A 16,311-nucleotide genomic window follows, 5' to 3' on the forward strand; every position below is an offset into this window, starting at 1 on the left:
ACTAGTGTTTTTAAAACAAAATATAAGATGAGGAATTTAATGTTTTTTTTAGGAGCTTTAATAGTATTATCTTCTTGTGAAGATTACTTTGAGCCTAAATTAACAAATGAAAGAACATTTGATGTACTATTAACACAACCTGATAATGTTAGAGGTTTATTAACCTACGCTTATCGTTCTATACCTGCTGGTTATGATGTTTTTGGTTCAGACTTTTTAGATAGTGCCACAGATAATGCACTTTCAAATAACCTTACAGGGGCAATAAATCAAATGAGTGCCATAGATGGCTGGTGGACATCTGTTAGAAACCCTCTTGATAATTGGCAAGATAGATTTGATGATTTAAAGAACATAAATCTTTTTATTGATGTAGGGCTAGATGATAGAGTAATGTATTATAGATCTAACCCAACAAGAGATGCCGCTTTTAAAGAACGTTTAAAAGGAGAAGCTTTCTTTTTAAGAGCATATATTCATTTTGAATTACTAAAAAGATACGGAGGTATTGATGAAAATGGCGAGTTAATGGGGGTACCATTAATGATATCAAGATTGGATGTTAACGACCCAGATATATCTAACATTCCTAGAAACACTTATAGTGAAACAGTTCAACAAATAATTAATGATTTAGATACAGCGCTAGATGCTGGATTACCTGAGGCTTATGATAACAGTACAATAGATCCTGATTTTGATTTAACAAACCTTGGTAGACCAACAACCATTGCTTGTAAAGCTTTGAAATCTAGAGTTCTTTTATATGCAGCTAGTCCTGCTTTTGGAACCTCTTCATATGCTGAAGCAGCACAGGCAGCAAAAGAAGTTATAGATGATATAGGTTTAACACTTCCAAGTAATGTATATAATGTTGGAGATATTTCAAATACGTTCTATAACAATGATGTAAATGATGAATTAATCATGCGAAGAGTTAGTGGAGGTACATCTGGAAATAATAATCTTGAGAAAAACCATTTTCCTCCCGGAGCAGGGCTTGAGGGGAATGGTAACTGTAATCCTTCTCAAAATCTAGTAGACGCTTTCCCCATGGCAAATGGTTATCCTATTACAGAAAGTATGAGTGGTTATAATGAAAACCAAATGTATCAAAATAGAGACCCTAGGTTTTATATGACTGTAATTTATAATAATCAAAATTTTAAAGGAAGAGTTATTGAGACTTTTGATGGAGGAGCTCATATGGTGGGAGCGCCAGGAGTAACAGTTGAGAATGCTACTAGAACAGGCTATTATTTAAGAAAGTGGATTAGTTCCGATGCCAACTTAGTAGAAGGAAACAATGTAAACGATGTGCATTACAATGCTTTATTTCGTAAAGTAGAAATATTTTTAAATTTTGCTGAAGCAGCTAATGAAGCTAATGGTCCTGATGATAGAACATATGGTTTATCTGCAAGAGAAGCAATTGCTGAGGTTAGAAGAAGAGCTGGAATTGCTTCGGGAGGAACAGATGACTACCTAATGTCTATTAATACTAAAGAGTCTATGAGGCAATTAATAAAAAATGAACGCAGAATAGAACTTTGTTTTGAAGGACATAGATTTTACGACTTAAGAAGATGGGAGGATGATTTGAATGTGCCTATTTCAGGTGTAACAATTACCAATAGCGGAAATGGTATTTTTAGTTACTCTAGAAAAGTAATTCAAACACCAAATTATAAAAGTTTTATGAATTACGGTCCACTTCCATTTAATGAATTGTTAAGAACAAACAACCTAACCCAAAATTTAGGCTGGTAAGAAAAAGATTAATAAAAAATTAATAAAAATGATAAAAAAAATAACAGTATTCGTCCTAATTGTGAGTTTTATTTTTTTCCAGGGGTGTTATGATGATTACAAAGAAGATTTCCTTTATTCAGCTACATATTTTCCAAGGCAATTTCCTTTAAGAACATTAGTTGATGCAGATGGGCAAGATTTAAAGTTTGAAGTAGGCGTTGTTTTAGGCGGTAAATATACCAACGATGTAAACGAAGAAGTTGGCTTTATTATAGAAGATACATTATTAAATGCCTACCCAGAATTAACAAAGTTACCCGATAATTACTACAGCATGAATAGTACAAGTATAACTATACCCAAAGGAAAGTTTAAAGGTAGTTTACCAATTACTTTAAATAAAGATTTGTTTATGAATGATCCTTTAGCTGTTGATGAAAGTTATGCATTACCCCTGCAATTAGTAAGCACAACAACAGATTCTATACTAGACGGAAAGCATTATTCAATATTTGTAGTACGTTACTATAACAAATACCATGGGTGGTATTATGTAAAAGGAACAGATACTAATACAGTTGATAATTCAGTAGTAACATACTCAGAACAAGACTTGGTAAGCAATGAAGATATGTTGCTAACAACCTTAAACAAAAGTTCGTTAGCCGCACCTTATGCTGGAAATCCTGATGTTTCTGGAAGAGGTATGAATGTTGAAATAGATGATACTGGTAATGTAACATTGTCTGGCGGAACAGGTGATATAACAAACCTTAACGGAACAGGAACCTATAATTCACAAACAAGAGGTTTTACGTTACAATATAGCTATACTGATGGTAATGGAGATGTGCACAATGTATCAGAAGAACTTATTTACAGAAATACAGAATTAAATTTGCAAGAATGGCAATAATAAATTTATCTGAATGAGCGGTTAATTTCTAATTAGGCATTTAGTTTAATATTGAGATTTATAGTTATTTAGTTAGTTTTAGTTTTGATTAGAACCCTAAAAACTTTTAGGGTTCTATTTTATTTGTGTTTTATAGTTTAAAAAGATAGTAAGGCAATTAGTTGTGTGTAATAAAATGTTTGTCAGTGGTTTAGATCTTTTAATCACTTAATAAATACATTGTAACTACATATAATTATGAAATAATACAAAACTATATATACTAAGAAAAGAATTGATTAGCATAATAAAAAACATTAAAGTAACTGATGGTAAACAAAATTGATTAATAATAAAAAAGATGAAAACTTTGTTTAAAGTAAATATATTGGCAGCACTTTTATTTGCATCACTAGGTGTGCAAGCTCAATTTTATAATGATACTAATGGTTATACAGAGTTTGTAGCTTCAACAATGGGATATCCAAGTCAAAACCAAACCTTTTGCGATGGAGTAGATCGACCTAATCAACAAGCAGATTGTAAATTTAAAACATGGGATAAACTACCCGACGGTACACCTACTCCTGGAGTTGTTAAAGTGAAGAAAGCACCAACGGTTACTGGAACTCCAGACATAGATTTGAAAAATGATCTTAACCAAGCAGGACTAAGTAATGGTTTGCTAAATGCGCTTCTAGATTCTAAGGCCAGATTAGTTGAAGGTTATTTTAAAAAAAATATAGCAGAACAAGCTGGAGCCAAAAACACAATAAGTAATTTAAAATCAAGGTCAGAAACATATACCGGTACTGGTACGGTTATTAATACAATAGCACAACTTAATAATTTAAGAAGTACAATAGCACAAAACCATACTTCCATGACTACTTATATCTTTAGAGGAACTATTGATATAAATCAAGGAAACCCAATTGAAGTAGGAAGTAATACCACTCTTATTATAGATGGAATAATACTATATGATAAAGAAATACCGAATACCGGAGCTAGCTCAGGTACGCCATTAGGTGAAAAAGAGGGGGGAATAATTGAAATTGTAGGACTAAATAACAATAGTAGAAAAAATAATGTGAAAATTATAGGTACAAAACGAGGGCAATTAGAATACAAAAGACAAGTTGGTAATGCAATATATGCTGAATTTGTTAATGATTTAGAAATTAATGGTGTAGAAATGTATAACTGCTACAACAGTCTTCATCTTAAACAAATTTCACAGAATAGTATTGTTCAAAATAATGTGGTAATGGATGATGGAAGAAGAGCTATACATATGAAAGTATGTAGAGATTTAGTAATTAAAAATAATTTAGTTTTTAATGCATGGCAAGATGGAGTTGATATTGATGCTTTTACAGAAAGAGCAAGTGTGATTGAAAACCTTTTTATTAAATCTGGTAATAGATTTATGGCTTGGACAGAAGTATCAGCCTCAAATAATCTAATTGAGAATAATGTTGGTATTCATTATGAAGGAGATGATAGTAATGGCGGATTTTCAGAAAATGGATCCAATAATAATTGGGAAAGACCAACGGCAAATAATGTATGGAGGTATAATCATGTATTTTATCCTCATGATGGATTATCAGGTGTTAAAATGAGAGACCAATTTCAAATAAATAGACCCAGCAATACGTTTTTTAGAAATTATGTTTGGACATTAACCAATTTGCCTTGGCATAATCCGCACCCGCATGATAATATTAAGGATGATATCTTTTACTTGTCTAAAGAAGGTCCTGTTGATAGCCCTTTTACAATATCTTTTGTGAAACCTTTTAATTCTCAGGTTTTTCAAGTGGGGACAGATTTAGAAGTAGAAGTAAATGCTAATGACGAAAATGGATCTGTTAATAATGTTAGACTCTATTTGAATAATGTACTTGTTCGCCAAATAAATACAGCACCGTACCAATGGGGTTTTGCTGGGCAAAACGATAGTGCTTTAACTAATATGCAGGAAGGTACTTATGAACTAAAAGCAGTAGCAAGTAACAATACTGGAGATACTAAAGAAACTACTATTACAATTCAAGTAGTTGCCGATACCGGTCCAAGAACTTTGAATATTGAATATCTATCTGTGCCAGCTGTTTTTGCGAGTGATGGTGCGGGTAACTTTGGGCCAGCTTTAGGGCAACCAAACCTTATAGTTAAATTTTCCAATGTTACTTTAGACAACGCAAACATAACAACTGCGGGTATGTTTTCACCTATAAGACTCACTTCTAATGTGCAAAATAGTTTAACAGGAGAAACAATTACGGGGCCAAATGTTACCAGTATTTCAAACAATCCTGGTGCTCCTAATGCGGGTACACCTTTATTTGCTCCTCAAGGTTTTAAACCAGGAGGTGCTACACCTTCAGAGAATTATATCTTGGAAGGCCCTACAGTAATTAACAATGGTGATGGCACTAGCGATGTATCTGTTACTATTGCTTTTTATAAATGGGAGGGCACTTATACCAACGGTCAATCTTACACCATAGTAAATAGGTGGTTTTCCACAAAAGAAGGCGATGCTGATGGTTTAGAGTCTATTCCTGTAATAGATAATGGTAGTGGAGTTTTAGTGGTGCAAGGTATGGTTTATGATTCTAGTGCTACTTTAAGTAACTCAGTTAAAAATAGTATTAATGGCTTAATTACTTCAGCTAATCCTGTTGAGGAAACCATAACGTTATCAACCAATGGGAATGGTGCTAGCTATTATATAGCTAATATGCTAGGTGCTATTGTTAAAAAAGGGACCTATGCAAAAAATATTGATGTTCAGGAGCTAAGCAATGGAGTTTATATTCTTGTAGTTCGAGAAGGTGTTTATAAATTCGTAAAAAAGTAAAAGATTTATTCATCTTAATTTTGAATTAAGAAATATCAAGGGCCATACTCCTTACAATATTTTTTATTTAGTATGTTGTTGGTTATTAATTGAATAACGGTTGTGATAGTATTGTTTCTATTATGTTTGTAGACATGTTAAAAAGTATTATTTAAAAATTAACAACTTGGTTAATCATGCTGTTATAAATAATTAATCATATAATCTAAAGAATAAGTGCTTGAAAATTAAAAATTAACAAACTTAAAATCAAATATTATGAAAAAAATTACTCTAATTTTATTACTATCATTTTGCTTTACATTTGTACAAGCTCAGACAATTGAATTTTTATCATATCCAGCTACATTTGCAGGAGATGGCGCAGGGGCTTATGGCCCTGCAGTAGGACAACCGGATATTGTCATAAAATATACGGGTATTACTATTAGCAATGCTAATTTATCCTCTGCTGGTTTATTTTCACCAATACGTCAGACCTCCAATGTTCAATCAAGTTTATCAGGACAAACTATTACTGGTCCTAATGTTACCAGTATAACGGGTAACCCTGGAACTCCAAATGCTGGTATACCCACTCTTGCACCACAAGGTCTTACACCTGCGTCAGCTGCATCCACAGAAAGTTATATACTAGCTGGCCCTACTATTTCAGACAACGGCGATGGAACTAGTACCGTTGATGTTACCATAGCCTATAATAGATGGGATGGAACTTACACCAATGGTGTAGATTATACTATAGTATGTCGATGGTTTAGTACTGCCATGGGAGATGCCGATGGTCTTGAAGCTGTACCGGTTGTAGATAACGGAAGTGGAACTTTAGTAGTACAAGGTATGACTTATGATGCTATGGCTACTATTGGTCCTTCTCTAAGTACAGTCGATTTTAATAAATCTAAGTTGGATGCATTTTATAGCTCAAATAAAGATGCTCTTGTTTTAAGTACAGCGATTTATGGCGACTACAAAATTTTTAATTTATTAGGTCAGTCCGTTCAAGAAGCTAAAATAGAGTCTAGAGAAATTTCAATAACAAATCTTAAAAGCGGAATGTATATTCTGGCAACAGATCATGGCATTCTTAAATTTGCTAAATAATTAAAAATATGTCACATATCTGCATTATTAGACCTTATGGTTAAAATATTAAAAAAGCCAATTCTAAATTTTTTAGAGTTGGCTTTTGGACTTGCAATAAAAAAGTAGACAATTAGATAAGAGTCATGCAGCTACTTTTTGATTAAAAATTTCAATTTTAAACTTTTCTATAGATTTATACCTTAAATAAGAGTGTATTTCTCTTCTGTTGTACAAAGTTTCTATCCATTGAAATATAGGTTAATCAGCTTCTGATTTAAGCCAGTATTTGAGTTTATATACCAAGTTTCACTATTAAGCTTTTAAAGAAACTTTTAGCTACTACATTATTCCAGTAGTTTCTTTTTCTGTTCATATATTGTTTTATGAGCTCCTTATAGTTTTTGAGCATTTCCGATAAAGTAAAAAACTTAGGTTGTTATGTAAATTAAGGAATATAATCTCATAGTCTAAATTTTGAATTATTGTGGAAATAGAATAATAATTAGCCTTTTGAATTATAATTAATTTCATCAAAATTAATTCCCTTGTATAAGATGATTTTATCAATTTCAATTAACTCCGATCTTCCTGATATTTTAAGTGTGTAAACCCCAGGTTTGTCAAATTTAACTTTCATCCAGGGCTGGTCTCCATGTAAATCAAGTTGTCCATTGCATTTGAATTCGTTTTTACTTCGCCCAACAAATTTATGGAAGCCTTCTAGCGTATGCCTTCCGATTTGCGTAGCGTCTGGGAAGTTTATCCAGGCATCATTAGATTTATCACCTTCAGCTTCCAGTGGCTGACGCATAAACCATTTAACCGTATAGGTGCCGGGAGCTGTTACTTCAAATTGTGAAATAATGGTTTCCTTCGGATTTACTTTTTGATAATGGTTAGGGCCAAAATATGTTATATATTTATTGCCACTTGCTATTTTATCATTTACTATTTTCCATTGTCCATGCAAATCAAATTTTTCACCTTCAATTGTAATAATATCACCTGCTTCATTTTTTACAACGTCTTTTTCAACACAATGAAAGTTTAATTTAGTCCATCTACCACGTGAAAAAGCAAAAGCATCATCTTCAGGTATTTTCTCATTGGAATGTGAATTAAAAGATACAAGAATTTCACTCGTGCTTTTTAATCTGATATTTCTAAAACTATGATGTTGTTCTTTATAGTCTTTGTCTGTTTTACGATTTTTTGCCTCACCAATCAGTTTACCATCTATGAATAATTGGTATGAAGATTCTCCATCAATTTCACCAAGAGTGGTTAGGGTGATGAAGTAGAGTCCGCTTGGAGCAGTTAATTCAACCTTACTTGCAGCAAAGGTGTTTTGGTGTTTTGAAGCGTCTATGGCTAAAGCCTTTCTGTAAGAGTCTAAGTATGGTTTTTCATAACCCGGAATTGATACAATAGGAAAGTCCTTGGTAGCGTCCAAAGAAAATTTACCTTCACCGTTTAGTTTTTTTGTTACAGCTATGCCTTGAACTGAATTTTTAATATCATCACCTAAGAATGATTTAAACTTTTCAGGGCTTCCATTTTCATCTTTGGTCAGAAGCCAGTATAGCATACCAACATCAGAGATATCGGCTTTTCCCGTATCATGAGCAAGCATGCGAGTGTATAGCCAGCGTATACTCTCATCTTTATGGTCTCTCATCCAATACCATGGAGAGAAGTCTTTTCCAGAACACCACAATACGTTTGGTTCTCCACAAGCATTTTGGTCCTTAATTTTATAATATTGAATACGGTTTCCACATAGTTGCTTAATATCAGCCCATGTACGATGCCATTCTCTTCTCTTTTCATTTTCATTAAATCCACTATGTGAAATTAACTTCACATGCTTTAGAGCTTTTAATCCGCCAATTTCTATTGTTTTTTCAACGACTTGATATATGAACTCTGAAAGGCCAGCATGTAATAAATAAAGAGGGTTTTCCTCAGTAGATTTAGCCATTTCTTTTGCAAGGTGCAATCTAGCAGCATCTTTTTGTGTTGTAACATCAAAAAAACGAGAAGCATCAAAGTGCCACCTAATGATTCCTCCATCGCAACTTATTTTATTTTGATTTTCATAATCAGGACCACTGGGAGCATCAATAAAATTGTTATATGAAAAATGCACTAATTTATTTTGTAGTTCTTTTTTTGCCAAAGTGGCCAGTATAGCAGCATTAGCACCCCAATCATCTGGGTCACCAATAGGCCATTTGTATGCATTGTCTGGAGCACTATTCCCATCTGCACTTACAGCAATTCTATTATTATTGTAATTCCAAGCTTGTGAAAAAAGCTCTGAAATACAAATGAGTGTAATAAATATGATTAAAATTATTTTTTTTGACTTCATAATGGTAATTAGTTATTTAATGTTTTTATTTAGTTTACTGATTGAAATTGTTGTTTAGAATAAAATTGTATTATTATATATATTGATGGTGTTTTATTTTAATTTATGCAAATTTCAAATTAATTTTTTTAAAAATTACCTTAACAGAACTTAGAATAAACTTAACAAGAGGTTTATTAGGCTATACTATAACTTTCTAAACAACTCCTTTTTTTAAATTTGATTTCTAGTAAAATTAATTGATATTTTTTTTGTAATATTCAGAATATGAGGCTTAAATGTATTTTTTTCTTTTTAATATCATTGTGGTTTGGAGGTCAATTTGTTTTTTCAGCATCTTCATTAAATAGTAATGATTTAAATTTAAAACTTAACATCATTGATTTTGAGATTATAATGTTCAATAGGGATTTACATAATCTTTTTAGTTCCGATTTTCAGGATATGCAGGATGATAAATCAGCTATAAATAAGATGTCTGCTTTGATGATAAAAGCCGATAACGCAGAAAGTGAAGGAAACTATAGTAAGGCTTATGACCTTTTATGGGAAGCCCTATTGTTGGCTGAAAAATATGATAATAGGGATTTTTTAGTAAGGTGTCATTATGAGTTAGGCCTATTGTATTTAGTTTTTAATAAAGAAGAAGAAGCGGTTGGTCATATGAAGCGAGGATTAGAGTATCAAAAAAAACAACTAAAACTTAAAACAGTTACAGAAAGAGATTTGATAAGAAATTATCTTGGGATTGCCGCAAGCTACACACGTTCTCGTAAATTTCAACACACAAATTTTTACTTAGATTCTTGTTTGGTGATTGCTGAAAAATATAAAGTGAAACCATACTATATTTTAGCTGAAAAGGCTAATGCTGCTTTGCTTCAAGATAAGCTAGATGAAGCTGAAGAAATACTTGATTTTATCACTCCTTATTTCTTAAAGAATAATTCACATTTTGCAGTTGTTACACTTTCTTATTTTGGTAATTTAAAATTGAAACAAAGTAAGCTAGATAAAGCACTTTATTATTACAATTTGTGTTTAGAAATTATGGAGAATAATAATGCACATAAGGATATTCAACCTGAAGTTTTACACAAACTCGCGCAAATATATTCATCAAAGGGAATGGATGGAAAAGCCTATAGGTTTATGTATGAGGCTAATAGGTTAAATGACAGTTTGTTTAGTGCAAAAAATAATGGAGATCTTCTCGATGTGAAAAACAAATATAGAAAAGAGGTAAATAAAAAAAATAAAGAAATGGCACAACAACAAAAGCTATTAAGTGCTAGGAAGCAACAAAATTTTCAGCTTAAAATTTCATTGGGTTTTATTGTTTTAATAATTATAAGTACCATTATGATAGTGAAGAATTGGTATCAAAGAAAGCAGTTTTTGGAGCGTAGAAATAAATCTAAATTAAAAGCACAGCATGAAAAAGAGAAACAAGCAGAGGTGATTAATGTTAAAAATAAAGAAATCACATCATATACTTTACAACTAATAGACAAAGAAAGGGTTATAGATGATCTTTTACAAGAGTTAAAAAAGCATTTAAATGAGGTGGACTATAGAATGCTATTTAACGCAACAAAAGATTTTAATAAGAATTTATGGAATGAGTTTAATGAACGTTTTACCAATGTTAATACTAGTTTCTATGAAAAATTAAGAAAAAGATATCCTATGCTTTCTTCAACAGAATTAAAACATTGCGCTCTAATTAAACTTAATTTTAACGGAAAGGAAATGGCTCAATTACTTAATATATCTCTTCCAAGTGTTCATATTGCTAGACATAGATTAAGAAAAAAGTTTAACCTAGAAAGAGGTGATAATTTGGCGAAGTTTATTTCTGAGATATAGCCTAAATAGAAAATATTCAAAATAAATTCTTTAATTTAAAAACAAAAGACATTTGTGTAACTTAAAAAAAGTAAAACTAAACTTCATATCAAACAAGTTATAAAATCAGTTGTAAAAGCAATAGGTTAAATGCAATAGTTGGTTTTTTAATAAAAGTGGTTTGTGAATATTCCTGCCACCCCGACAAAAAGCATTGCATATAGCAATGCTTTTTTTATACCTTATAATTTCAGCTTCAGTAAAATTTGCTGCAAATTCCGTAATTTTATAGCTTTTAATATCTTATTTTAATATATGAAGAAATTAGCATTACACTGGAAAATACTAATAGGAATGGTTCTTGGTGTTGTTTTTGGTTTTACAATGGCATCATTTAACTACCAACAATTTGTTTTAGATTGGGTAGAGCCTGTAGGTAAAATATTTGTTAAGTTGTTAAAACTTATAGCAGTGCCATTAATACTAGCTTCGTTAATAAAAGGGGTTTCAGATTTAAAAGATATTTCAAAGTTTAAAAATATGGGTGTACGCACTATTTTTGTGTACATTTTAACTACTATAATAGCTATTACCATAGGTTTAGGTTTGGTAAATGTTTTAAAACCAGGAGAAGGTATAACGCCTGAAACCGTTACTATGTTAAAGGAAAAATATGCTACTAGCGGAAAAGCGCAAACTATTTTGAGTAACGCCCAAAAACAAGCTGAAGCTGGTCCTTTAGATTTTGTGGTTGATATGGTACCTGATAATGCTGTAACAGCAATGAGCGATAATAAATTAATGCTTCAGGTTATAGTGTTTGCTATTTTATTAGGTATTTGTGTATTGTTAGTGCCCGAAGAAAAAGCAAAACCTCTTAAAGATTTTTTTGATTCTTTGAATGAAGTAATTTTAAAGTTGGTAGATTTAATAATGCTTTCTGCCCCTTACGCTGTATTTGCACTTTTGGCTACCGTTGTAGTATCTGCTGATGATCCTGACATATTAATTGCGTTATTAAAGTATGCTGGTGTTGTTGTTTTAGGGCTTATATTAATGATATGTTTTTACCTGTTTTTAATTGCTGTATATGCAAAAAAATCACCGCTTTGGTTTTTAAGTCAAATTAGTCCTGCGCAATTATTAGCATTTTCAACAAGTAGTAGTGCTGCGGCTTTACCCGTAACTATGGAGCGGGTTGAAGAGCATGTAGGGGTAGATAAAGAGGTTTCAAGTTTTGTTTTGCCAGTTGGCGCTACCATAAATATGGATGGTACAAGCCTTTATCAAGGTGTTGCAGCTGTATTTATAATGCAAGTTTTATGGCCAGAAGGCTTAGTGTTTAGTAACCAATTAATGATAATTTTAACAGCGCTTTTAGCTTCCATTGGAAGCGCAGCTGTACCAGGCGCTGGTATGGTTATGTTAGTTATTGTTTTAGAAGCCATAGGCTTTCCTTCCGATATTTTGCCAATAGCGTTAGCCTTAATTTTTGCAGTAGACAGACCTTTAGATATGTGTAGAACTACCGTAAATGTAACCGGAGATGCTACGGTTTCTACAATTGTAGCTAAGTCTTTAGGTAAATTGGGTGCGCCTAAAGTAAAAAATTGGGATGATAATTATCCAAAAAAATAATATTCTAAAAAATAAGGGTATTATATTTAAATGTCGTCTAAATTAATACAGAAAAACTGTTTTTTTTCTTGCGCTATAGCAATTACTTATTTTTTTATAAAAACTGTTGATACATTCTAAGTAAGGATTTGTTTAAAAATTCTACTTTTGTTTTAACCTAAAAGATTTTAAAATTATGTCTAATACAATTGAAAGAGTAAAGTGTTTAATAATAGGTTCAGGGCCTGCGGGGTATACAGCAGCAATATATGCAGCTAGAGCAAATATGAACCCTGTTTTATATCAAGGTACACAACCAGGAGGGCAATTAACAACTACTAATGAGGTTGAAAATTTTCCAGGTTACCCAGAAGGTGTTACAGGGCCTGAAATGATGCTGCAATTACAAGCGCAAGCTAGACGTTTTGAAGCTGATATTCGTGATGGTTGGGCTACTAAAGTAGATTTTTCAGGTGATGTACATAAAGTGTGGATTAATGATGAAAAGGAAATACATGCCGATACTGTTATTATTTCAACAGGTGCATCAGCAAAATACTTAGGTTTAGAGTCTGAACAAAAATACCTAAAATTAGGTGGAGGCGTTTCAGCATGTGCTGTTTGTGATGGTTTTTTCTATAGAAATCAAGATGTTGTAATTGTTGGAGCAGGAGATTCTGCTTGTGAAGAAGCACATTACCTTTCTAAGCTTTGTAAGAAAGTGACCATGTTAGTAAGGCGTGATGAATTTAGAGCATCAAAAATTATGGCTGAACGTGTTAAAAACACAGAAAATATTGAAATTTTATTTAACACTGAAACCGATGAGGTTTTAGGTGATGGTCAGTTAGTAAACGGTGTACGCGTTTTCAATAATCAAACACAAGAAAAACACGTAATACCTGCAACAGGATTTTTTGTAGCTATAGGGCATAAACCTAATACAGATATTTTTAAAGATTATATAGATTTAGATGAAACAGGTTATATTATTAATGTGCCAGGAACATCTAAAACCAACGTACAAGGTGTGTTTGTTTCAGGTGATGCCGCAGATCATGTATACAGACAAGCCATTACTGCAGCAGGTACAGGTTGTATGGCAGCATTAGATGCTGAACGTTATTTGGCAGCTAAAGATGCTTCTTTTGAAGTATCAACATCTACTTATAATTAATTATTAATTCAATAATAGTTTAAAAATGGCCAAAGTTTTACTTTGGCCATTTTGTATTTTGTAATTACTTAAAAATATGTTTTCTTTGAAAACTATTTTTAAATTCGGGATGTGGCGCAGTCCGGTTAGCGTACACGGCTGGGGGCCGTGTGGTCGCAGGTTCAAATCCTGTCATCCCGACTAATTTCAGTGTTGAAATAAAAGTTTTTAATTCTTAATTTGTTCAAAACCAATAAAATATTTTTTATTGGTTTTTTATTATTTATATGCGGTTTTTGAAAGCCTTTAAAATATTAACTCTTATAAATAGTCAATTAAAATATGGGTAATATGGTTTGATACTGTTTTATTTAAAAGAACACTATTAAAACATTAAATTTTCACTAAGGCTTATTATATCATATTTCAAAATCTTTTTCAAGTTCTGTGTGAGAACTTCCCCCAACAAAAACAGTAAATTTACCCGGTTCTAGTATAAATTCACCGTCATTGTCATAAAAGCCTAATTCTTTATCTGTAAGATTTAAGGTAATTTGTTTTTCTTCATTAGGTGTAAGTTCAACCAATTCAAAACCTTTTAATTCCTTTACGGGGCGGGTAACGCTTGCAAACCAATCGCGAATATACAATTGTGCTACTTCTTTACCTTTAACTTTTCCTGTGTTTTTAACGGTAAAAGTAACTTCAACCTGGTTGTTGTTAATAACCTTGGTTTTTAACTTAGAATAAGTAAATGTAGTATAACTCAATCCATGGCCAAAAGGATATAGTGGTGCATTGGTTTCATCTGTATAATGTGACCAAAAAACACTGTTGGGTTCGTTAGCTGATGGCCTACCTGTGTTTTTGTAGTTGTAATAAATAGGTACTTGACCTACACTTCTAGGAAACGTCATAGGTAGTTTGCCACTAGGATTATAATCACCATATAGCACTTGTGCAATGGCGTTACCGCTTTGTGTGCCTAAATGCCAAGCTTCTACAATTGCAGGAATATGAGCATCTGCCCATGTAATAGCTAGCGGACGTCCGTTATTTAATACTAAAATAATATTCTTATTTACAGCGTAAACCGCTTCTAGTAATTCCTGCTGTACACCAGGTAGCCCTATGTTAGCACGACTTCTTGCTTCGCCACTATGAAAAGCATGTTCGCCTAAAACCATGATAACTTTATCAGCTTTTTTTGCAATGTTAATGGCTTCTTTAAATCCATTTTTATTATCATTATTAACATTTAGTTCAAAAGGAAAAGTAGCTTGTCCGGTAATAAGATCAGCCCCTTTTGCATAGGTTATTTGGTTGCCTTTATATTGTTTCAAACCCTCTAATACGGAAATTGCTGTGCCATCATCTGCACCAATGCGCCAGCTGCCTAAAGGACTCGTTTTATCGTTAGCCAAAGCACCAATAACTGCAATATTTTGCCCATCTTTTTTTAGCGGAAGCATATCATTTTCATTTTTTAAAAGTACAATAGATTTTTTGGCAACTTCTAAAACGGCATTGTGGATTTCTTCATTTCCTGTAATTTCTTTTTCACGTTTTAAATCACAATATTTATAAGGGTCATCAAATAATCCTAATTCAAATTTAACACGTAAAATGCGTGCTACCGCATCGTTAATCAAATCTTCAGGAACGCTACCTTCTCTAACTAAATTAGCTAGTTCAGATATGTAGGCGTATGATTCCATATCCATATCAGAACCAGCCACGGCCGAAAGTTCGGCGGCATGCGTTTTATCACGTGCATAGCCATGGTTAATCATTTCGGCCATTGAGCCCCAATCAGATACTACAAAACCATCAAAACCCCATTTACCTTTTAAAATATCTCGCTGCAACCAAACATTGCCTGTTGCCGGAATGCCGTTTAATTCATTAAAAGAATTCATAAAAGTTTTTACACCTGCATTAATACTAGCCTTAAATGGTGGGAAAATTGTATTATGTAGGGTTGAAGTGCCTACATCAACAGTATTGTAGTCTTTTCCTGATTCAGCAAAACCATAACCGGCCCAATGTTTAGCACATGCTACAATAGTGTTAGGCGATGATAAATTATTTCCTTGGAAACCTTTTACACGTGCTTCAGCTATTTTAGAGCCCAAATACGTATCTTCACCAGCGCCTTCCATAACACGCCCCCAGCGCGCATCGCGTGAAATATCAACCATAGGGGCAAACGTCCAATTAATACCAGCAGCCGAGGCTTCTAAAGCGGCAACTTCTGCTGATTTTTTTATAGCTTCTAAATCCCAACTAGCGGCTTCGGCCAAAGGAATAGGGCTTAGAGTTTTGTAACCATGAATAACATCAAAACCAATAATTAATGGTATGCCTAAGCGAGTTTCTTCAACGGCTATTTTTTGTACGGCGCGTACATTTTCTACACCAGTAACATTAAGCATGGAGCCTACATAGCCTTTTCTTAAGTGTTCATATTTTTTTGCAGCATCACCATTTTTGGGTGTTGGGCCTGTAACATCCCAAAACCCATTATATTGGTTCATTTGGCCAATTTTTTCTTCTAAAGTCATTTTAGAAAGTAATTGCGCCACTTTAGTATCTATTTCTGATATGTTATTATTATTTGATGCTGGCACACTTATTTCTTTGTTTTTTTTACATCCTGTTAAAAACATTGTAAGTAAGAGGATTACATAATAATATTTAAAATGTTTCAT

The 16,311-nt window shown here is 32.7% G+C and carries 9 protein-coding genes and 1 tRNA gene; 8 read left to right on the top strand and 2 right to left on the bottom strand.

The genetic code is table 11. The features are described from left to right. Positions 1-27: 27 nt before the first annotated feature. From FUA26_RS10675 to FUA26_RS10690, 4 genes are all read left to right on the top strand, one after another. On the top strand, positions 28-1,770 hold the full coding sequence (locus FUA26_RS10675) for a RagB/SusD family nutrient uptake outer membrane protein (protein WP_186826902.1): 1,743 nt from the start codon (positions 28-30) through the stop codon (positions 1,768-1,770). Between the two features lie 28 nt (positions 1,771-1,798). After that, the gene (locus FUA26_RS10680; protein ID WP_147135614.1) at positions 1,799-2,668 is read left to right on the top strand and encodes a BT_3987 domain-containing protein; all 870 of its coding nucleotides are present in this window, start codon (positions 1,799-1,801) and stop codon (positions 2,666-2,668) included. A gap of 340 nt (positions 2,669-3,008) precedes the next feature. Then, on the top strand, positions 3,009-5,519 hold the full coding sequence (locus tag FUA26_RS10685; protein ID WP_147135617.1) for an Ig-like domain-containing protein: 2,511 nt from the start codon (positions 3,009-3,011) through the stop codon (positions 5,517-5,519). Between the two features lie 258 nt (positions 5,520-5,777). Next, positions 5,778-6,623, top strand: a complete 846-nt coding sequence (locus FUA26_RS10690) for a hypothetical protein (protein WP_147135620.1) — start codon at positions 5,778-5,780, stop codon at positions 6,621-6,623. A gap of 484 nt (positions 6,624-7,107) precedes the next feature. Here the strand turns inward: FUA26_RS10690 and FUA26_RS15715 are convergent, their stop codons facing one another. After that, positions 7,108-8,979: a hypothetical protein gene (locus tag FUA26_RS15715; protein ID WP_186826903.1), complete on the bottom strand. Its 1,872-nt coding sequence runs from the start codon at positions 8,977-8,979 to the stop codon at positions 7,108-7,110. Between the two features lie 267 nt (positions 8,980-9,246). Here FUA26_RS15715 and FUA26_RS10700 point away from each other — a divergent pair, with 267 nt between their 5' ends. The 4 genes from FUA26_RS10700 to FUA26_RS10715 all read left to right on the top strand — a co-directional run bounded on the left by FUA26_RS10700 (position 9,247) and on the right by FUA26_RS10715 (position 13,801). Beyond that, positions 9,247-10,848: a tetratricopeptide repeat protein gene (locus tag FUA26_RS10700; protein ID WP_147135623.1), complete on the top strand. Its 1,602-nt coding sequence runs from the start codon at positions 9,247-9,249 to the stop codon at positions 10,846-10,848. A 294-nt stretch (positions 10,849-11,142) separates the two neighbouring features. Then, positions 11,143-12,465 carry a dicarboxylate/amino acid:cation symporter gene (locus tag FUA26_RS10705; RefSeq protein WP_147135625.1) on the top strand — a complete coding sequence of 441 codons (1,323 nt, stop codon included), beginning with the start codon at positions 11,143-11,145 and terminating at the stop codon, positions 12,463-12,465. 175 nt (positions 12,466-12,640) lie between these two features. Continuing rightward, positions 12,641-13,621, top strand: a complete 981-nt coding sequence (gene trxB, locus FUA26_RS10710; RefSeq protein WP_147135628.1) for a thioredoxin-disulfide reductase — start codon at positions 12,641-12,643, stop codon at positions 13,619-13,621. 105 nt (positions 13,622-13,726) lie between these two features. Next, positions 13,727-13,801: transfer RNA gene (locus FUA26_RS10715), tRNA-Pro, on the top strand. Between the two features lie 218 nt (positions 13,802-14,019). On the opposite strand, the gene bglX is transcribed toward FUA26_RS10715, so the two are convergent. After that, a complete protein-coding gene (gene bglX / locus FUA26_RS10720; protein WP_147135631.1) occupies positions 14,020-16,311 on the bottom strand; it encodes a beta-glucosidase BglX in 2,292 nt (763 codons plus the stop codon).

This window comes from Seonamhaeicola algicola (assembly GCF_007997385.1).
Taxonomy (GTDB): Bacteria; Bacteroidota; Bacteroidia; order Flavobacteriales; family Flavobacteriaceae; genus Seonamhaeicola; species Seonamhaeicola algicola.

Excerpts from the sequence above, each read along its gene's own strand:
- FUA26_RS10675 (WP_186826902.1), top strand. The coding sequence starts at position 28 with ATGAGGAATTTAATGTTTTTTTTAGGAGCTTTAATAGTATTATCTTCT.
- FUA26_RS10680 (WP_147135614.1), top strand. The coding sequence starts at position 1,799 with ATGATAAAAAAAATAACAGTATTCGTCCTAATTGTGAGTTTTATTTTT.
- FUA26_RS10685 (WP_147135617.1), top strand. The coding sequence starts at position 3,009 with ATGAAAACTTTGTTTAAAGTAAATATATTGGCAGCACTTTTATTTGCA.
- FUA26_RS10690 (WP_147135620.1), top strand. The coding sequence starts at position 5,778 with ATGAAAAAAATTACTCTAATTTTATTACTATCATTTTGCTTTACATTT.
- FUA26_RS15715 (WP_186826903.1), bottom strand. The coding sequence starts at position 8,979 with ATGAAGTCAAAAAAAATAATTTTAATCATATTTATTACACTCATTTGT.
- FUA26_RS10700 (WP_147135623.1), top strand. The coding sequence starts at position 9,247 with ATGAGGCTTAAATGTATTTTTTTCTTTTTAATATCATTGTGGTTTGGA.
- FUA26_RS10705 (WP_147135625.1), top strand. The coding sequence starts at position 11,143 with ATGAAGAAATTAGCATTACACTGGAAAATACTAATAGGAATGGTTCTT.
- trxB (WP_147135628.1), top strand. The coding sequence starts at position 12,641 with ATGTCTAATACAATTGAAAGAGTAAAGTGTTTAATAATAGGTTCAGGG.
- bglX (WP_147135631.1), bottom strand. The coding sequence starts at position 16,311 with ATGAAACATTTTAAATATTATTATGTAATCCTCTTACTTACAATGTTT.